Source organism: Streptomyces sp. WMMC1477, from assembly GCF_027460245.1.
Lineage (GTDB): Bacteria > Actinomycetota > Actinomycetes > Streptomycetales > Streptomycetaceae > Streptomyces.
Window position 1 is genome coordinate 2,843,165 of record NZ_JAPZBD010000003.1, and the last position, 18,745, is coordinate 2,861,909.

Here is an 18,745-nt window from a genome sequence, read left to right on the forward strand (position 1 = left end):
GCGGGGAATCCCGGGTGTGGCGCGGGCTGCCACGCGGGGGCACTTCGGACAATTCGTCGGCCAAACTCGAAATCCCTACCCGAAAGGGGGGTGTGGCTGTGATGCGTCTCACTGTGAAGTGTGCTGCGTCTCCGCCCCATTGACCCTGCCACGTCCGCGCCGGGTCGCGCCCGCCCGTCACCGCCGGGCTCGGGTCGACTTATACACAGGAGAATGCCCCCAGCCTGTGGATAACTTGGCACCCGGCCTGTTTCCCCGTCGGTCCCCGGGCGTTTCCCGCCTCTTTCCGGACCCTTCGACGACCGCCGAAGACCGAAGACGCCCCTCGGCGCCCGGCGGCGGCTCAGCCGCGGCCGTCCATACAACGCAGCACCCAGTCCGCGGCGGCCGTGAAATCCGCGTCCGTCGTGCCCTGCTCCAGCGTGGGCCGCACCTCGTCGGCGCGCGGGTACGAACCCAGGAACCGCACCTCGCGGCAGGAGCGTCGCAGCCCCATCAGCACGTCGGCCACCCTGCGGTCCTGGATGTGCCCCTCGCAGTCCACCGAGAAGCAGTACCGGCCGATTCCCTCGCCCGTGGGCCGCGACTCGATGCGCATCATGTTGACCCCGCGCGACGCGTACTCGTGCAGCAGCTCCAGCAGCGCGCCCGGGTGGTCCTTGCGCAGCCACATCACCACCGACGTCCTGTCCGCGCCGGTCGGGGCGGCGGGACGGGCCGGGCGGCCGACGAGCACGAACCGCGTCACCGCGTTCTCGGCGTCGTGGATGTCCGTGACGAGTGCCTCCAGCCCGTAGGTGGCCGCCGCGAACTCCCCGGCGAAGGCGGCGTCGTACCGTCCCTCGCGCACCATCCGCGCGCCGTCCGCGTTCGACGCGGCCGACTCCCAGACCGCCTCCGGCAGCTTGGCCGCCAGCCAGTTGCGCACCTGCGGCTGGGCCACCGGGTGCCCCGTGACCGTCCTGACGTCCTCCAGCGCGGTACCCGGCCGCACCAGCAGCGCGAACGCGATCGGCAGCAGCACCTCGCGGTAGATCATCAGCGGCTCGCCGGACGCCAGCTCGTCCAGCGTGGCGGTGACACCGCCCTCCACCGAGTTCTCGATGGGCACGAGGGCCCCGGCGGCCTCCCCGGCGCGCACGGCGTCCAGAGCGGCGGCCACCGAGACCATGGGCACGAGCTGCCGGGTCGCGGCCTCCGGCAGGGAGCGCAGGGCCGCCTCGGTGAAGGTTCCCTCGGGGCCCAGGTAGGTGTAGCGGCTGGCAGGTGACATGTCGCAACAGTAGGCGCATCCGGGCGCCCCGCGCCCCGCCGTCTCACCCGATGCGGGACGGGACGTCCCCTCCCACCGACACGCGACGCGGCCTCCCGCCGGGCCGGAGGGGCGGGAGGATACGGCCGGGCTCAGCCCTCCAGCAGCGGCTGGCCCACGTACTCGCCCTCCGCCGGCGCCGGCGGGACGGCGAACAGGGCGCTGGCCTCGTGCCGGATGAACGCGGACAACGCGTCGCCGCGGTCCAGCTTCCGCTGCACCGGCACGAAGCCCCGCAACGGGTCCGACTGCCAGGCGACGAACAGCAGGCCGGCGTCCACGGTGCCGCCGGGGCGCTGCCCGTCCTGGTAGGAGTACGACCGCCGCAGCATCGCGGCGCCGCCGTTCGTCTCCGGCGCCGAGACGCGGACGTGGGCGTTCGCCGCGACGGCGAGTTCGCCCCCGGGCGTGCGCTTCTCCAGGTCCACAGGCGTCGTCTCGCCGCCCCCGGACAGCGGCGCGCCGTCGGACTTCCGGCGGCCGATCACCTTCTCCTGCCCGGCGAGCGGCAGCTCGTCCCATGAGTCCAGCAGCATCCGGATGCGCCGGACGACGGCGTAGGAGCCGTCGGCCATCCACGCGGGGTGGCGGCCGTCCCCGCCCTCCCGGGGCACGAAGACCCGGGCGTCGAAGTCCGGCTCGCCGGGCCTGGGGTTGTTCGTGCCGTCCACCTGACCCATGAGGTTGCGCTGCGACCGCGGCTCGGTGGTCGCGCCGGGGGTCCGGTTGAAGCCGGTCATGTGCCAGCGGACGCGGGCCGCGTCGCGCGCCTGCCGCCGGACGAGGCGCAGCGCGTCGAAGGCCACCAGGGCGTCGTCGGCGGCGATCTGCACCCACAGGTCGCCGTCGGAGCGCCGCCGGTCGAGCGCGTCGGAGGAGAAGGCGGGCAGCGGGGCGAGCGCGGCGGGGCGGGCGTCGGCCAGCCCGGTGCGGTCGAAGAAGGTCGCGCCGAGCCCGAAGGTGATCGTCAGGGCCGACGGTCCGGCGTCCAGCGCGATGCCGGTGGGCGTCGCGTCCGCGTCCTGCGGCGTCCGGCCCGCCATGAGCTCGGCGGCCGTCCGCGACCAGCGCCGCAGCAGCGCCGCCGCCTCCCGCCGCCCGGCGCCGGGCGCCAGGTCGAAGGCCACCAGGTGGCCGTGGGCCTGGAGCGGTTCGACGATGCCGGACTGCCGTCGGCCGTGGAAGGCGTACCCGGTGCCGCCGACGCTCTTCAGCGCCGTCGGCGGCTCCGGTTGCGCGGCCGCGTGCCCGAACACCCCGCCGGCCGCGCCGGCCGCCACGCCGACCGCCCCCGCGGCGCCCGCCGTACCGAGCAGCCGCCGCCGGGAGACGCCCGCAGAGGCGGCCGGGCAGGCGGGGGGAGGGGCAGCGGAGGAGGCGCGACCGGCCCGGTCCGGCGCGGCGCCCTCGTCGATGTCGTCGTGCGCGGGGGAGTCCCCGCCTGCGTCGTGTGTCTGGTTCATGAGCTTCGCTTCAGCCGATCGTGAGGGTCTTCTTCTCGGTGACCTGGTCGATGTCCGAGGTGCGGACGGTGACGGCGACCTCCCACTCACCCGCCAGCGGCAGCCGTACGCCGGTGGCCGTCCACACGCGCCCGGCGGCGTCCGTGCGTTCGGGGGTGACCGTCAGCGGGCCGATATCCCGGGAGGGCAGCGTCAGCGCGACGCGGACCTCCTCGGCGGCCACGTCGGTGCGAAGGTCCAGGGTGTTCTCGCCGCTTCGGCCCGGGTCGAGTTCGAGGGTGGCGGTGCCCCGGCCGTCCGGGCCGCCGGTGTCGAAGGGCACGCTCAGGCGGACGGGACCGGCCTCCGCCTCGGCCGCCTCGGCCGCCGCGGCGGCCTCGGTACGGGCCGGCTGGGTGCCGGTCAGCGCCGTGGTGACGGCGAGCAGGACGACGGCCACGGCGGCCTCCGCCAGGACGGAGCGCCGGAGCGCGGCGCGCGGAGCGTCGGCGTCCAGCTCCCGTCGGCGCCGGGCGGCCGCCACGGCGGCCCGCTGCCGGGCGAGCTGACGGGCCCGCTCAGGCGGGACGTCGTCCCCGGCGCCGCTCCCGGCCGCGTTCGCGGTGCCGTCCCCGGCGCGGTCCTCTACACCGTCCCCGGCGCGGTCCTCTACACCGTCCTCCACGCCGTCCCCGGTGTCGTCCCCGCCGCCCGCCGCCGGTGAGGGGGGCCGTGCCGACTCGCCGAGCCTCGCCGTCCAGCGCCGGGAGCGGGCGGCCACCCCGACCAGGACGGCGATCAGCAGCACCTTGACGACGAGCAGCCGACCGTAGTCCGTCCCGGTGAGCGCCGACCACGAACCGACCTGACGCCAGGACTGGTACAGCCCCGTCGCGACGAGGAGCAGCACGCTGACGAACGCGAGCCGCGAGAAGGCGTGGGTGGCGGAGCGGGGGAGGGCCGGCCCCCAGCGCAGGACGGCGGCCAGGGTGGCGAGACCGCCCAGCCACGCGGCGACGCACAGCAGGTGGACGACGTCGAGGGGCATGGCCAGGCCCGGCTGGAGGCCGGTGGAGGCGTGCTCGGACATGGCCCACGTGCCGCCGAGGCCCGCCGCGACCACACCGCCGCCCAGGCAGAGCCCGAACAGCAGGTCGCGCCGTTGGGCCGCCGGGCGGGGGCGGGTGAAGGTGCCGAACAGAACGGTGACGAACAGGGCCGCCGCGCCCAGCAGGACGAGCCGGGAGACGAGGGCGGAGCCCGTCTTCGTCTCCAGCACCTCGCGCATGCCGCCGAGGTCGAGGGCGTCCGCCACGGTGCCGCCCGTGGCGTAGGGGGAGCGCAGCAGCAACAGCGCGAGGGTGGCCACGAACAGGGTCACCCAGCCGGTGACCACCACCCGCCGGACCGGGCGGACGGAGGCGCCCTCGCGCCAGCAGACCAGGACGAAGGCCGTGCCGCCGATCAGCAGCGTGAAGCCCGCGTAGGCGGTGTAGCGGGCCACGTCGTAGAGCAGGCCCACCGTGCCCCCGCCGACCACCTGTCCGGGCAGGGCGACGGTGGTCTCGGACGGGGCGCCGACGGAGAAGGTGTAGGCGCCCGCGATGGGATGGCTGTCGGCCGAGACGGCCTGCCAGGTCACGGTGTACGTGCCGTCCGCGATGCCGGGCCGCAGCGCGACGCTGACGGTGCCGGACTCCGGCTGCTTCGCCCTGCCCTCGTCGACGCGTTCGCCCCGCGGGTCCAGGACGCGGACGGCGTCGTCGGACACGGCGACGTCCTCGGTGAAGGTGAGGGTGACGGCGTCCGGTGCCCGTGCCACCACCGAGCCCTGCGCCGGGTCGGACTCCGTGAGCGTCGCGTGCGCGGCGGCCGGCGGTGCCCAGGCCAGCGCGGCCAGGAAGGCCGCGCAGACCAGGGCGGCGAGCACGAGCCCGGCGAACGGCCGCCGGAGCGGCGGCGGAACGGTGGCGGTCATGTCCGGCGCTCCCTCACCCGTGCCCGGCGTGCTCGTCGTGACCGCCGCGCCGGGCGTCGCTGTCGGCGTCGCCGTCGCCCGAGCCGTCCGCGTGCTCGGAGTGCTCCGCGCCGTCCGCGCCCGGCTGGTAGGTCTTCGCCCTGACCGGCACCTCCAGCGTCAGCGGGGCGGACTTGGAGAAGCGCAGCTCCACCGTCACGGTGTCGCCCTCGCGCGGCAGCCGGGTCAGGTCGTGGAACATCAGGTGGTCGCCGCCGGTGCGCAGTTCGAGCTTCTCGCCCGCCGGCACGGGGAGGGAGTCGACCTTCTTCATCGTGTTGTCGACGCTGCGGTGCAGGGTGACGTCGTCGGACAGCTCACTGCTGACGGAGACGAGCGCGTCGTCCTCGTCGCCCTGGTTGGCGAGGGTGACGTACCCGGCCGCGAGCTTCGCGGTGACGGGCTCGGGCATGTACGCGCTGCCCTCGACGGTCTCCGGCTCGGGCCCTGAGGTGCCGCAGGCGGCCAGCAGCAGGGCGCCTACGAGGGCCAGCGCGGAGGCCGCGACGGTACGGGTGCGGGGCGTCCGGTTCACGGCAGCTTCCCCTCGACCAGCTTCGGCAGGTCCTTCTCGTACGTCGCGAGGGGCACGTCCTCGGTGTAGACGACGCGTGCCTTGTCGTCCTCGGGCGAGAAGTAGACGACCTGCGAGCCGTGCACGGACTCGATCTCGCCGTCCTCCCGCACCGTCGAGGGCTCGACGCTGATGCCGAGGGTGCGGGCACCGGCCTGGATGGTGGGGAAGTCGCCGGTCAGCCCGACGGCGCCGGGCACCACGCCCTGGAGCCATGTGCCCAGCTCCTTCGGCGTGTCCCGCTCGGGGTCGGTGGTGACGAAGACGACCTGGAGCTCGTCCTGCTGCTCCGGGGTGAGCTGGGACTCGGCCAGGGCGATGTTGCCCATCGTCAGGGGGCAGACGTCGGGGCAGTTGGTGTAGCCGAAGAAGAGGAGCGTCGGCTTGCCCGCCGTCTCCTCGACGAGGCTGTACTCCTCGCCCTCGGTGTTCGTCAGGACGAGGTCGGGCTTGTCGAAGGGGTTGTCGAGGACCGTCGCCTTGGACGCGTCGGCCGCGCCGGAGACCTCGACGGCGGGGGTGCCGCCGTCGCCCTGGCCGCCGCCGTCGCCGGAGCCGCAGGCGGTGACGCCGACGGCGAGCACGGTGGCGAGGGTGAGTGCGAGTGCGCCGCGACGGCGGCGCGGGGTACCGAAGTGCATGAAGGTGTCCTTGGTGAGTACTGCGCGTGGGTTGCCGGGGCCGGTCGGCGGGTGGGGCGGGCCCGGCGCTTCGGCCGGGCCCGCCCGTGCCCGGGGGCGGTCCGGCCGTCAGGCGTTGTGGCGGCGTCCGGCGAGGAGGCCGAACGCGACGCCCCCGAGGCCGACCACGATGCCGATGACGGCGAGGACGCGGGCGGTGGCGTCGGTCGTGTCGTCGTCCCCGGCGGCCGTGGTGTCCGCGACGGGGTCCGGGTCCTCGCCCACGATCTCCTCGGCGTTCTCGCCGTGGTGGCCGTGGCCCCCGCCCTCGGTCAGGCTCAGGACGGGCGCCGGGCTGTCGGGCTCCTCGCCGCCCTCCTCGGGGACCTCGATCCAGCGCACGACCTCGCCGCCGTCGTAGGTCTGGATCGCCTTGAAGACGAGCCGGTCGGCGTCCTCGGGGAGCCGGCCCAGGGACACGGGGAAGCGCTGGAAGGTGCCGGGCGCGATGCCGCTGTCGGTCGCCGTCCAGGTGATCTTGCTGGGCGCCTCGTCGATCTTCTTGCCGTGGACCTCCAGCGGCGTGTCGAGCTTGGCCTCCTCGACCTCGACGTCCCAGCCGGGCACGGGCTCGGGCATGGCGGAGGAGAGCGGGTGCTCCTTGGGCAGGGTGACCTCCAGCTTCACGGTGGAGGCGTCGTCCCGCTCGTTCGGGACCTTGAAGTCGACCGTCGCGTAGCCGCCGCCGGGGGCCGTCTTCGGGTCGACGGTGACGTGGGCGAGGGCCGGGGCGGCGGTGGCGAGCACGGCCGCGGCGGCGAGGGCGCCGACGGCGGTGAGGCGGCGCGGGAGGGTGTTCATGAATGCTCTCCGGAGAGGGTGGGTCGGACGACCGCGCGTCCGGGCGCACACACGTCGGTGTGCCGGACGCGGGCCTGGGCAGGGCACGGTCCGCGGTCGCGCCCGGCCTGCTCGGTGCGTCCGAGCCTCCGGGGAAGGCACCGCCGAGGCCCCGTCAGGCGCTGTCAGAGCGCCGTCAGGGCGGAGTCGAGGGCGCGCCGGTCGGGGGCACGCCGGTGGTACCGGCGGAAGGGACGCGTCAGGCCGCGAGCGCGTACACGCGCGGGGACGTCGGCGGGCCGCGGCGGACGACGCTGTGCCGCAGGGCCCGCGGCTGGTCCGGAACCTCGTCCTCGGCACCCGGCGCCGGTACGCCGACGACCGCGCCCGTCGCGTCTGTGCCGAGCCGCAGCCAGGCCAGGGCGACGCGCAGCACGCGCAACAGCCCGTCCACGGCGGTCGCCGACAGCCGCACCAGCCGCCACAGCGCGGCGTCACCGCAGCGCAGCAGCCAGCCCGCGGCGAGCGCGGCCAGCAGGTGCCCCAGCAGCATGGGCCAGGACGTGAGATCGAGCAGGGAGGCCGCGTGGTGCCCGCCGCCCGGGGCCGGGAACGGGTTCTGGGCCGGTGACGGGGTCTGGGCCGCGGCGAGCCCGCCGAGCCCGGCGTCGTCGAGCACGCGGCGGGCCTCGGCCTCGCTGAGCGGCGCCGCGGAGGCGCCGTTGCACAGGAGACGCTGGGCGAGGGCGGCGAGGCCACCGGTCGCCGGTGCCGCTCCGCTCGCCGCCGGGGCACCGGCGGCCGGCTCGGAGAGCTGGGCACCGGCGAAGAGCACGTGGAGGCCCACCTGCCCGGCCGCGAGTCCCGCGGCGATCCCGGGGAGCGAGCGCTCCCGCCCGGCCAGGGGTACGGCGAGCGAGAAGACGAGCGCGGCGGCGGCGCCGAAGGCCCACAGGGGAACCGTCGCCCCGGCCGCCAGCACGTGCCCGGCCGCCGACAGCACGACGCAGGCCGCGGTGAACACCGCGGCCCGGAGAAGTCGCAGATCGGCGCTCGCGCGCGCGACGGGCACGTCCATGGCGGCCACATCATCTCACCGGGGCCCCGCCGCGCGGCCGGGCAGGGGTCCGGTTGGCGGCCTGGACCCGGCTTTCGCCCGGGATCGGCCGATTGAGCGTTCTGCCGCGCGGCCCATGCTTACTGTGCGTGGAGAAGGGCAATACGTATCCGTACGTCAAGCCTCGGTTCGTCGAGCCGCAGCCGGGAGGCCGAAGCATGAGCATCTGGTGGTCTCTTCACCTGCGGCGCGAGGCTGCGAGCGTGCCGCTGGCGCGCCGGCTCCTGCTCGGTGCGATGGAGACCGCGGGGGTGGAGGCGGACATCGCGTACGAACTCTCCGTGGCGCTCTCCGAGGCGTGTGCCAACGCCGTCGAGCACGGCGGCGGTCCGGGGCACGGGGAGCGCTACCGGGTCACGGCGTACCTGGACGGGGACCTGTGCCGCATCGAGGTCACCGACCACGGGCCCGGCTTCGTCCCGCCGGTCATGGCGGACGGCCCGGCGGAGCCGGACGAGACGGAGCACGGGCGGGGGCTGTTCCTCATCAACGCGCTCGCGGACCGCGTCCGCTACCGCAACGGCCCCGGCGACGGGGCCGTCGTCACGTTCGACAAGATCCTCAAGCTGCGGGACGACTCGCTGCTGCGGACGACGCCCTGCTGACGCGCCACCGACGCCCCTGACGCCGCGCCGGCTCCCAGGGCCGGCTGGCGCCCCGGCGGCCCGGCTTCACCGTCGCTCCGGCTCACCGCCCGGGTGCGGCTCGGCGACGTGCCCCGGGTCGAGGGGCGGAGCGACGACGCCGCAGTGGGTGTGGCACTCGGCGGTGCAGTGGTGGGGCGCTGGGGCCCCGGGTTCCGGTTCGGGGGCGTCGCCGGTCTCCAGGACGTCGCCGCGGACGGTCAGCCAGGCCAGCGCACCGCCGACGCCGAGGACGAGCGCGCAGTACAGCATCGAGCGGTCGAACGCCGCGTCGAACACCGTGGGGTCGCGGTAGGACTCGGGGCCCATCCCGGCCAGCAACGGCAGGGCGGCCACCGCGACCAGCCCGGCGGCGCGGGCGACGGCGTTGTTGACGCCGCTGGCCAGCCCGGCCCGGGCCACGTCCACCGAGGCCAGCACGGTCGCGGTGAGCGGCGCCACCAGCAGGACCATGCCGGAGCCGAGGACGAGCAGCGCGGGCAGGACGTCGGACACGTACGACGCGCCCGGGCCCGCGCGGGTCATCAGCAGCATGCCGCCCGCGCACAGCAGCGGTCCGACGGTGAGCGGGACGCGCGGCCCGATGCGGGTGCCGAGCGCCCCGGCCCGGGCCGAGAGCAGCAGCATGAGGACGGTGGTGGGCAGCAGGGCCGTTCCGGCGGCGAGCGCGGAGTAGCCCACCGAGACCTGGAGCTGTACGACGGCCAGGAAGAAGAACCCGCCGAACGCCGCGTAGACGCACAGGGTCACCGCGTTGACGGCGGTGAACTGGCGCGAGGCGAAGATCTCCGGCGGCACCATCGGGGCCGGGACGTGCCGCTCCCACCACACGAAGACGGCGGCGAGCACGGCGCCGCCGAGGGCCGTGCCGACGACGGCGGCGGAGGCGCCCACCTCCGGGGCCGCGATGAGCGCGTAGGTGACGCCGCCGAGCGCCAGCGCCGCGAGCGCCGCCCCGGTGACGTCGAACCGGCCCTCGGCGGCCGGGTCGCGGCTCTCCGGGACGTGCCGCAGGGCGACCGGCACGCACAGCAGCGCCAGCGGGACGTTCAGCAGGAAGACCCAGCGCCAGCCGGGACCGTCCACGAGCCAGCCGCCGAGGAAGGGGCCGACGGCGGCCGCGACCCCGCCCAGGCCCGACCAGGCGCCCACCGCGCGGGCCCGGTCGTCGGGGCGGAACGTGGCCTGGATGAGGGCGAGGGAGCCGGGGGTCAGCAGGGCTCCGCCGACGCCTTGGAGCGCCCGGGCCGCGATCAGCACGCCCGCGTTCCAGGCGAGCCCGCACAGGGCGGAGGCGAGGGCGAACCAGACGATGCCGAGGAGGAAGACCCGGCGCCGCCCGTAGCGGTCGCCGAGCGTCCCGCCGAGGAGGATCAACCCGGCGAGGGTGAGCATGTAGGCGTTGACCGTCCACTGGAGGACGCCGAGGTCGGCGTCGAGATCGGCGCCGATGTGCGGCAGGGCGACGCCGACGACGGTGCTGTCCAGCATCGCCATGCCCGAGCCGAGGACCGTCGTGAACAGCACCCAGCGGCCCTGCCGCTCCGCGAGCCGCAGGGTGCCGGCGCCCGCCGTGCCGTGGGGGTTGGCCGCGCTCATAGGGCGATGATCCATGCTGCCGTCCATCCGGGCCACCGGGCCACCCGGGCCACCGGGCGGCGCGGGTGCCGGACCCCGGCGGGCGGTCATGCGCGTCGGCGTGACGGGCCGCGCCGCGGCGCGGTTGCGCACTACCCTGCCAAGGGGCGGCGAGCGCAGGGGCGGTGACGACTTGGGCAGCGGGACGACGGAGAAGACGACGCGCGGGACGGCGGAGCGGACGACGCGCGGGGCCGGGACGCTGACGCGCCGTGGTGCGGTGTGGCTGGGCGCGGCGCTGGTGACCTTCGGCGCGTCCGTCGTGGCGGGGGCGACGCTGGGCTCCGCCCGGGGCGGCCCGGGCGACGACATGTCCGGGGGAGTGACGCGGCCGTGGCGGGATGCGCCGCCGCGGACGACGACACCGGTGACCTCCGAGGCGGAGGCGGCGTTGTGGCGGCTGCGGCAGGCCGGGCTCCCGGTGGAGTCGGTCCGCGTCGTCACCCGTTCCGACGACCCGGACCGGCTGCTGGGCTACACGGACGGCTACCGGAGCAAGCTGTCCTTCGAGGACCGCAGGGTCAACGGCGGTCTGGTGGTGGACAACGACCCGGGCAGCGTGTCGCTCGGCGGCGTCATCGAGGTGTTCCCCGACGCCGTGGCCGCGCGGAAGCGGGCCGAGCAGTTGCAGCGGGATGCCCGGGGCATCCCGCCGAGGGCCGAGCGCGGCTTCCTCGCCGGGCGGGTGCTGCTGCGGCTCTCGCCCTATCTCGCCGACGCCCAGGCCCTGGAGTACGGCCGCGCCCTCGACGCCCGGCCGGTGCCGGCCCTCGCCCCGCCGCAGGACCTCCGCGACGTCTGACGGGCGCGCCGGACACGCCGGGTACCCCAGGCGCGCCGGGCGTCCGGGCACCCGGACACGGCCCGCCGGACCGCCCCGGCTGACCCGGGCCGGGTCAGCCGCGCAGGCCGGGGAAGTCGTCGCCGATGACGAGGGTGATCACGCCCGGTGCCGCGCCGGGCTCGGCGGCGGCCGGCTCGCTGTCCGGCACCCGCCCCGAGAGCACCTCCGCCTTGGCCTCAAGGCCCTCCGGGTAGCGGATGGCCGTCTCGGCGGCCGGTTCGGCCGCGTTGCCGGTCCCGACGATCTGGAAGCCCGCGCGCCGCAGTTCCTCGGCCACCTCGCCGGCCCGGCCCGCCTCGCCGGTGCCGTTGAGCACCTGGACCCGGATCTGCCCGGGCCGGATGTCGCGGCTGGCCTCGGCGCTGGCCTCCAGGGCCTCCTTGTCCACTTCCTCGTCCCGGGCGAGCTTGCTGAACAGCGTCTCCGTCTGCGGGTACTGCCACACGACGTTGGCCCTGTCGGTGGGGACGTCCAGCTCCCGGGGATAGTTCGGCACCGTCATGAACGTCAGCCGGTCGGTGGGGATGCCCTGCACGCTCCTGGCCAGGTCCGACAGGGGGCGGACGCCGTCGAGGGCGCTGTCGGTGGCGAGGTTGGAGGTGAAGGCGTCCAGGAAGCCGAACATCGCCTTGGGGTCGCTCAGCTTGGACTGGGCCTTCTTGGCCAGCGTCTCCATGAACTCCTGCTGGCGGCCGATGCGGCTGATGTCGCTGCCGTTGCCGAGGGCGTAGCGGGTGCGCACGTAGCCGAGCGACTCCTCGCCGTCGAGCGTCTGGCAGCCGGGCTGCAGGTCGAGGTTGGCCTTCTTGTCCTTGATGGCCTGCTCGGGGCAGACCTCGACGCCGCCGAGCGCGTCGACCATGCCCTTGAACCCGTTGAAGTTCAGCGACATGAAGTGGTCGATGCGCAGCCCCGTGTTCTGCTCGACCGTCTTCACGGTGCAGGTGGCCGCGCCCTCGATGTCGCCGCTGAGGCCGCCGATGGCGAAGGAGGAGTTGATCTTGAAGTGGTGGGGCTCGGACATGGTGCCGTCGCCCTTGTCGCAGGCCGGGATCTCCACCCAGGAGTCGCGGGGCAGCGAGACGACGGCGGCCCACTCCCGGTCGGCCGCGATGTGCACGATCATCAGGGTGTCGGACTGCATGGTCTCGAAGCCCGAGCCGTACTTGCCGCCCGTGCCCTCGCGGCTGTCGGAGCCGACGACGAGGATGTTCTTCGCGCCGGGGCTCAGGTTGGCGGGCCGGCTGTCCTCGTCGAGGCCGCGCTCGAGGTCGAAGCCCTCGATGTTGCCGTCGAGGCGCTGGTAGAGGTAGGCGGCCGTGCCGGCGCCGGCGAGTAGGAGCACGGACAGCGCTCCGGCGGTCCACAGCAGGGCCCGGCGGCGGGTGGAGCGCGGCGCCTTGCGGCGTCTGCTCCGGGCCCGGCGCCCCTCGCCCGGTTCCGCCGACGCGGCGGCCCACGAGGGCGTCTCGGACTCCGGGGCCGCCTCGGACGCGCTGTGTATACCGCCCACCTGTGAGCCTTTCCTCCGTTCGGGGCCTGCCGAGACCGGGGCTCGACGCGGCCGGACAGCTTCCGACCCGACAGACCGCTGCCTGACGCCTGCCCGAGAAGACGGCGGGGCGTCGATCGGGGTTCCGGGGCGCGCCGTGGGGGGCCGCACTGGTGTGCGGGGCGGCGGGTGCGAGGGGACAGTACCAATTGGTCCCGGAGGCAGGGCAGTTTCGCGATCATGAAGGGCGCGGAAAGCCGCGCCCCGATCCGCGTGACCGGCACGGAACGCTGGGTGAGTGAATACCGGGGAAAGGGCGGGGAAAGCCGCCCTGCTCCGGCGCGGTGCGCCGCGGTGAGCCGCTGGTGAGACGCCCGAACGGGGGTGCGCCCCGGTGCGGGAACGGGCTCCTGGGCCGCTTGCCGCCACTGCGCGGGGAATGGCGGGAGAAGCTCCGCTGTTGTGTTGTTCCTCCCGGAATCCCCGACCTCTCGTGTGGCGCAGGCCACGTGCGAATATTTGCGCTTCCTTTACGATGCCCGGATAGGAACTGTCAGCAGCGGGCATACCAGTGTTCCGGCCCGTACGGTGTTGTCACCCGTGGGCCGGTCCGTCCGACACACCCAACCGACCGATCGGCAGTGATCGGCTTCCCGCCCGACCGAAAGGAGCCACAGTCCCGCCATGGGCGAACCTCCCAGTACCGGCCGTGCCAGGCCCTGCGTAGCCACGACTCAGGTGGAAGCGGGGGTGGCACGGTGACCGAAGTGCTGCTTCTGCTGCTTGCCCTGCTGCTGACTCTGGCCTGCGCCGTCTTCGTCGCGGCCGAGTTCTCCCTCACCACCGTCGAGCGCGGTGCGCTGGAGCGCGCCGCGGAATCCGGTGAGCGCGGCGCCGAGGGCGCCCTTCGCGCCGTCCGGCGGCTGACGTTCCAGCTCTCCGGCGCACAGCTCGGTATCACCGTCACCTCGCTGGTCATCGGCATGCTCGCCGAGCCCTCGCTGGCGGCGCTGCTGCGCGGTCCGCTGGAGTCCGCGGGGCTGTCCGGCGGCATCGCGTCCACTGTGGCGCTCGCCCTGGGCGTGGTCGTCTCCACCGTGGTCCTCATGGTCGTCGGCGAGCTCGTCCCCAAGAACTGGGCGATCTCCCGTCCGCTGGCCGTGGCCAAGGTCGTCGCCGGGCCGCAGCGTGGCTTCACCGCCGTGTTCTCCCCGCTGATCCACCACCTGAACGAGACGGCGAACCGCCTGGTGCGCCGCCTGGGCATGGAGCCGGCCGAGGAGCTGGCCTCGGCCCGCACCCCCGCCGAGCTGGTCGCCCTGGCGGAGCACTCCGCGGCCGAGGGCGCCATCGAGGCCGACTCCGCCGAGCTCTTCGTGCGCACCCTGCACCTGGGCGAGCTGACGGCCGAGAACGTCATGACGCCCCGCGTCGACGTGAAGGCCCTGGAGGTCCGCGCCACGGCCGCCGACGCCGCCAACCTCACCCTCGCCACCGGCCTGTCCCGCTTTCCCGTCTACCGCGACACGCTCGACGAGGTCATCGGCGTCGTCCACGTCCGGGACGTGCTGGCCCTGGACGAGGCCCGGCGCGGCTTCACCCCCGTGGGTGAACTCGCCGCCGAGCCGCTCTTCGTCCCGGACAGCCTGCCCGTCGACCGGCTCCTGGACCGGCTGCGCGGCAGCCGCACCATGGCCGTCGTCGTCGACGAGTACGGCGGCACCGCGGGCGTCGCGACGCTGGAGGACATCGTCGAGGAGGTCGTCGGCGAGGTGCGCGACGAGCACGACCCCGAGGAACACCCCGGCCTGCTGCCCACCGGGCGTACGGAGGCCGGACGCCCCGAGTGGGACGCCGAGGGCAGCGTGCGCATGGACGAACTGGCCGCCATCGGTCTTGAGGCCCCCGAGGGCCCCTACGAGACGCTCGCCGGGCTCATCGCGACACGGCTGGAGCGCATCCCCGACAAGGGCGACCGGGTACTGCTGGACGCCTGGGAGCTGACCGTGCTCGAGACCGAGCACCACCGCGCCGACCGCATCCGCATCACCGGCCCGCGCGAGGCCGGCCACCAGGAGCAGGCCGACGTGCCCGCACCGGCGGCCGGCGCCGCGGCCGAGCCCCTGCTGGAGGACGCCCGATGACCGCGCTGCAACTCACCATCGGTGCGATCACCCTCTTCACCAACGCGTTCTTCGTGGGCGCCGAGTTCGCCCTCATCTCCGTGCGCCGCAGCCAGATCGAGCCGCTCGCCCGTGCGGGCAACAAGCGTGCCCGCACCGTGCTGTGGGGCCTCGAACACGTGTCCGTGCTCATGGCCACGGCACAGCTCGGCATCACCGTCTCCTCCCTGGTGCTCGGCATGGTCGCCGAACCGGCCATCGCCCACCTGCTGGAGCCGCCGTTCGAGGCCCTGCACGTCCCGCACGCGCTGGTGCACCCGATCGCCTTCGCGATCGCCCTCGCCCTCGCGACGTACCTGCACATGCTCATCGGCGAGATGGTGCCGAAGAACATCGCGCTGGCCGCCCCCGAGCGCACCGCGCTGCTGCTCGGCCCCGCCCTCGTCGGCCTGACGCGGGTGATGCGTCCCGTCGTCTTCGGCATCAACAAGCTGGCCAACGTGCTGCTGCGGATGCTGCGGGTGGAGCCGAAGGACGAGGTCGCCTCCGTCTTCACCGACGACGAGCTGGCCCGCCTGGTGGAGGACTCCAGCGCCGCCGGGCTCCTGGAGCCGGGCGACAGCGCACGTCTGCGGGACGCGCTGGAGCTGGGCCGCCGCCCCGTCGGCACGGTCATCGTGCCGCTCGGCCGCATGGTGACCGTCGGCCACGGCGTCACCCCGGCGCAGCTGGAGCGGACGGCGACGGCCTCCGGTTTCTCCCGCTTCCCGGTCAGCGGCCCCGGCGGCACCGTCCTGGGCTACCTCCACATCAAGGACGCGCTCGGCGTGGCCCGCGAGCGGCCGTTCCCGCGCAGCGCCCTGCACACGGTGATCCGGGTCCGCATCGACACCCCGCTGGACGACGCCCTCACCGCGATGCGGGCGGCCGGCACGCACCTCGCCGCCGTCACCGGTGACAAGGGCGCCGTCCTGGGCTTCGTCACCATGGGCGACGTGCTGGAGGAACTGGTCGGCTCCACGCCCGCCACGCAGGCCGACGGGCAGGCCCCCGCGCCGCGCTGACGGCACCCGGGCCCCCGGGGAACCGGGCGGGGCCCCGGCACCGTCCGGTACCAGTGTGCGGCGGCTCCCAGGGGCCGCCGCACCGCCGAGGAGGCGTTCCGGACGCGAAGGGGTGGAGACGGCATGGTGTTCAGGCGGCTGCTCGGATCGCTCGGGGTGGGTGGGCCCACGGTCGACACCGTCCTGGAAGGACTCCCCGCCCGGCCGGGCGGGATGCTGCACGGTCAGGTGCGGCTCAGGGGCGGCGCGGCCGGTCATGCCATCGAGCACGTCACCCTCGAACTCGTCGCCCGGGTGGAGAACGAGCACCTCGGCGAGGACGAGGTGACGCACGACCACGTCTTCGAACGGGCCACGGTCGGCGGCGGCTTCCGGCTGCCGGAGGAGTCCGGGCACAGCCTCCCGTTCGCCGTCGCCCTCCCCTGGGAGACGCCCATGACCGAGCTGTACGGCCAGCACCTCGGCCTCACCCTCGGCATCCGCACCGAGCTGGGCGTCGAGGGCGCCAAGGACAGCTCCGACCTCGACTCCCTCCCCGTCGCCGCGCTGCCCGCCCAGGAGGCGGTCCTCCGGGCCCTCGGCGATCTCGGCTTCACCTTCGCCTCCGCGGACCTGGAGAAGGGCCACATCCGCGGCACCGGCCAGAAGCTGCCCTTCTACCAGGAGATCGAGCTGCACCCCGCGCCGCGCTACGCGGCGGCCCTGAACCAGCTTGAGGTGACGTTCCTCGCCGGGCCGGACGGCGTCGAGGTCGTGCTGGAGGCCGACCAGCGCATCGGCGGCGACGCGCTGAACCTCCACCGGGTCCGGCACGAGGGTGTCGAGCACCGCGACGTCACCACGGAGGTCGACGGCTGGGTGCGCGACCTGCTGCGCCGCTGAGGACGTCCGGGCGCGGGCCGGGGCCGTGGGGTGCCCGGCCCGCGGTGCGGTGGGCGCGGGCTCGGGGCGCGGTGGGCTCAGCCGTGGGCCAGCGGAAACGCGGTCAGAAAGCCGCACACGGTGACCAGGCCGGTGATCAAGTGCGCCTTCTCGAACGCCTCGGGGATCATCGTGTCCGCGATCATGGCCAGGATCGCTCCTGCCGCGACCCCGCTGCCGGCCGCCAGCGCCTCGTCCGACATGGTGCCCAGCACCGTGCGGCCCAGCACCGCCGAAACGCCGCTGATCACCGCGATCCCGCCCCACAGCCCGAACACGTAGGAGCGGTCGCGGCCCGCCCGGCGCCAGCCCGCCGAGCTGGAGAGCCCCTCCGAGACGTTGCTGAGGCACACCGCGCTCACCGTCGCCACGCCGACACCGCCAGGGCCGATCAGACTCGTCCCGATCACCACCGACTCCGGGATGCCGTCCAGCAGGGCTCCCAGCGCGATCGCGTTGCCGGACCCCGGCTGCTCGCTCTCCGAGGGCTGCTGCTCGCCGGAGCGCTTGCGGTCCCGGGCGCCGCGCCGGGCGAGCAGGACGTTCGCCCCCGTGTAGACGGCCGCGCCGCCGAGGGCGCCCAGCGTCGTCGGCACCAGCCCGCCCTGCTCATGGGCGTCGGCGATCAGGTCGAAGGAGACCGCGGAGATCAGTACGCCGCTGCCGAACGCCATCACCAGCGCGACCACGAGCGGGGGCACCCGCAGCCCGTAGCCGATGGCGGCGCCGACCAGCAGCGCCGAGCCGGCCAGCAGTCCCCAGCCGCCCGCGGCGAGTGCCTCTCCCAGCAACGCTCTCCCTCTCCGCCGCCCTCACGCCTCCCGTGCGCCGCACAGCCCGCCGGGCGAAGCCGGCGGGTCGGGCGGAACCGGCGGCGGGCCGCCGCGGGGAGCGTTCCCCGGCGACGGCCCACCCGGTACGCACGGGCCTCGGTGCGGCCTGTGTGTCGGTGGTGCTAGGCGCGTCCACGGCGCCGGTACCACAGTGCTCCACCGATCAGCCCGAGCGTCGCCGCCCCGCCGAGTGCCCACGCGGTCGTGTCGGCGGCCGTGCTTCCGCCGACCCCGGTCGCCACGCTGCCCCTGGGCGCCGGGCCGTCGTGCGAGCGGTGCCGCATCGACTCGGAGCCGTCGCCCGCGTGGCGGTCGGCGTGCTCGCCGTTCCGATGGTGGTCACGGGCGTGCTCGCCGTCGGGGTGGCGGTCGGCGCCCCCGCCGTGCCGGTCGTGTCGGCCCGCGTCCTTGCCCCTGTCCTCGTCCTCGTCGTTCTCGTCCTTGCCCTTTTCCCTGCCCCCGTGCTGGTCGCGGCCCTCGTCGTGCTCCGTGGCCCGCTCCTTGCCCTGGCGTTCGTCCCGGGGCTCGTGATGGGGGGCCGCGTCGTGTTCGTCCTCGCCCTTGCGCGGGGTGTCCGGCTCGCCGTCCTTCGTCTCCGGGACCTTGCCGGGTGCCTTGTCGGGCGTCAGGTCGTGGCGTGCCTGCCCGCTCGGCTCGCCGTCGTGCTGGGCGTCGCGGGGCTCGCCGTCCCGGTCGCGCTTGGGCGTCGTCACGGTGAAGCTGCCGGTGAACGGGCCTTCGCCGTCCGCGCATTCGACGGCGACCTTGTAGAAGCCCGGGGCCGTGTCCTTGGGCAGGGTGCCGGTCGCGCCGACCATGTTGGCCAGCGGTTTCAGGTCGAGGTCCGGCAGCCGGCTGCCGTCCGGGGGTGGGATGAAGGAGGCCGTGGCGTTCTCGGCCGCGCAGTTGCCGCCGTCGAAGACGGAGAAGTCGTCGCCCGGTGCCACTCGGCTCGGCTGGACGACGACACCGCGTCCCCGGGTGTCGTCCGCCGTGGTCCGGCCGCGGAATCCGTCGTCGTCACCGTCCGCCGCACCGGCGCCGGCGGCCGTTCCCAGGAGGGTCGTGGCGGCCAGGGCGGTGGCGGCGGCCAGGGTCGGGAGGGTCGGTATACGCATGGTCGTTGCTCCTCGGAGACACGCGGAAGACGTCGGGGCGTGTCCAGGAGCCATGTCACCCGCCGAGGGAACGGCGGGCCATCGGACGGCGGCCGTTCGAGCGAGCGGGCCCCTCGGCGGTCTCGCCGGCGGGAACCGTCTACGGG

General features: G+C 74.9%; 16 protein-coding genes. 5 read left to right on the top strand and 11 right to left on the bottom strand.

What is annotated here, in order from left to right:
* Positions 1-343: 343 nt before the first annotated feature.
* From pheA to O7609_RS13160, 7 genes are all read right to left on the bottom strand, one after another.
* On the bottom strand, positions 344-1,273 hold the full coding sequence (gene pheA / locus O7609_RS13130) for a prephenate dehydratase (RefSeq protein ID WP_269736763.1): 930 nt from the start codon (positions 1,271-1,273) through the stop codon (positions 344-346).
* Positions 1,274-1,404: 131 nt separating this feature from the next.
* The gene (gene efeB, locus O7609_RS13135) at positions 1,405-2,775 is read right to left on the bottom strand and encodes an iron uptake transporter deferrochelatase/peroxidase subunit (RefSeq protein WP_269743619.1); all 1,371 of its coding nucleotides are present in this window, start codon (positions 2,773-2,775) and stop codon (positions 1,405-1,407) included.
* 10 nt (positions 2,776-2,785) lie between these two features.
* A complete protein-coding gene (locus O7609_RS13140) occupies positions 2,786-4,732 on the bottom strand; it encodes a copper resistance CopC/CopD family protein (protein WP_269736761.1) in 1,947 nt (648 codons plus the stop codon).
* A 13-nt stretch (positions 4,733-4,745) separates the two neighbouring features.
* A complete protein-coding gene (locus tag O7609_RS13145) occupies positions 4,746-5,306 on the bottom strand; it encodes a copper chaperone PCu(A)C (protein WP_269736760.1) in 561 nt (186 codons plus the stop codon).
* A complete protein-coding gene (locus O7609_RS13150) occupies positions 5,303-5,986 on the bottom strand; it encodes an SCO family protein (RefSeq protein ID WP_269736759.1) in 684 nt (227 codons plus the stop codon). The genes O7609_RS13145 and O7609_RS13150 overlap by 4 nt, the downstream gene beginning before the upstream one ends.
* A 108-nt stretch (positions 5,987-6,094) precedes the next feature.
* Complete coding sequence (locus O7609_RS13155; RefSeq protein ID WP_269736758.1) at positions 6,095-6,826, bottom strand: YcnI family protein; 732 nt, start codon at positions 6,824-6,826, stop codon at positions 6,095-6,097.
* A gap of 238 nt (positions 6,827-7,064) precedes the next feature.
* On the bottom strand, positions 7,065-7,883 hold the full coding sequence (locus tag O7609_RS13160) for a hypothetical protein (protein ID WP_269736757.1): 819 nt from the start codon (positions 7,881-7,883) through the stop codon (positions 7,065-7,067).
* A 197-nt stretch (positions 7,884-8,080) separates the two neighbouring features.
* On the opposite strand from O7609_RS13160, the gene O7609_RS13165 reads away from it, so the two are divergent.
* Positions 8,081-8,527: an ATP-binding protein gene (locus O7609_RS13165; protein ID WP_269736756.1), complete on the top strand. Its 447-nt coding sequence runs from the start codon at positions 8,081-8,083 to the stop codon at positions 8,525-8,527.
* 66 nt (positions 8,528-8,593) lie between these two features.
* Here the strand turns inward: O7609_RS13165 and O7609_RS13170 are convergent, their stop codons facing one another.
* Complete coding sequence (locus O7609_RS13170; protein ID WP_269743620.1) at positions 8,594-10,165, bottom strand: MFS transporter; 1,572 nt, start codon at positions 10,163-10,165, stop codon at positions 8,594-8,596.
* Between the two features lie 172 nt (positions 10,166-10,337).
* On the opposite strand from O7609_RS13170, the gene O7609_RS13175 reads away from it, so the two are divergent.
* On the top strand, positions 10,338-11,006 hold the full coding sequence (locus O7609_RS13175; protein ID WP_269736754.1) for a hypothetical protein: 669 nt from the start codon (positions 10,338-10,340) through the stop codon (positions 11,004-11,006).
* 94 nt (positions 11,007-11,100) lie between these two features.
* Here the strand turns inward: O7609_RS13175 and O7609_RS13180 are convergent, their stop codons facing one another.
* Complete coding sequence (locus O7609_RS13180; protein ID WP_443072109.1) at positions 11,101-12,561, bottom strand: LCP family protein; 1,461 nt, start codon at positions 12,559-12,561, stop codon at positions 11,101-11,103.
* A 737-nt stretch (positions 12,562-13,298) separates the two neighbouring features.
* Between O7609_RS13180 and O7609_RS13185 the strand changes: the two genes are divergently transcribed.
* From O7609_RS13185 to O7609_RS13195, 3 genes are all read left to right on the top strand, one after another.
* Entirely contained in the window at positions 13,299-14,684 is a 1,386-nt protein-coding gene (locus tag O7609_RS13185; RefSeq protein WP_269736753.1) for a hemolysin family protein, read from the top strand.
* Positions 14,681-15,727, top strand: coding sequence for a hemolysin family protein (locus O7609_RS13190; protein ID WP_269736752.1), 1,047 nt, complete (start codon positions 14,681-14,683; stop codon positions 15,725-15,727). The genes O7609_RS13185 and O7609_RS13190 overlap by 4 nt, the downstream gene beginning before the upstream one ends.
* A 123-nt stretch (positions 15,728-15,850) precedes the next feature.
* Complete coding sequence (locus tag O7609_RS13195; protein ID WP_443072110.1) at positions 15,851-16,609, top strand: sporulation protein; 759 nt, start codon at positions 15,851-15,853, stop codon at positions 16,607-16,609.
* Positions 16,610-16,686: 77 nt separating this feature from the next.
* Here O7609_RS13195 and O7609_RS13200 read toward each other — a convergent pair whose 3' ends face one another.
* Both O7609_RS13200 and O7609_RS13205 read right to left on the bottom strand, forming a co-directional pair.
* Positions 16,687-17,436, bottom strand: coding sequence for a ZIP family metal transporter (locus tag O7609_RS13200; protein ID WP_269737282.1), 750 nt, complete (start codon positions 17,434-17,436; stop codon positions 16,687-16,689).
* Positions 17,437-17,603: 167 nt separating this feature from the next.
* Positions 17,604-18,599 carry a hypothetical protein gene (locus tag O7609_RS13205; protein WP_269743621.1) on the bottom strand — a complete coding sequence of 332 codons (996 nt, stop codon included), beginning with the start codon at positions 18,597-18,599 and terminating at the stop codon, positions 17,604-17,606.
* Between the last annotated feature and the right edge of the window lie 146 nt (positions 18,600-18,745).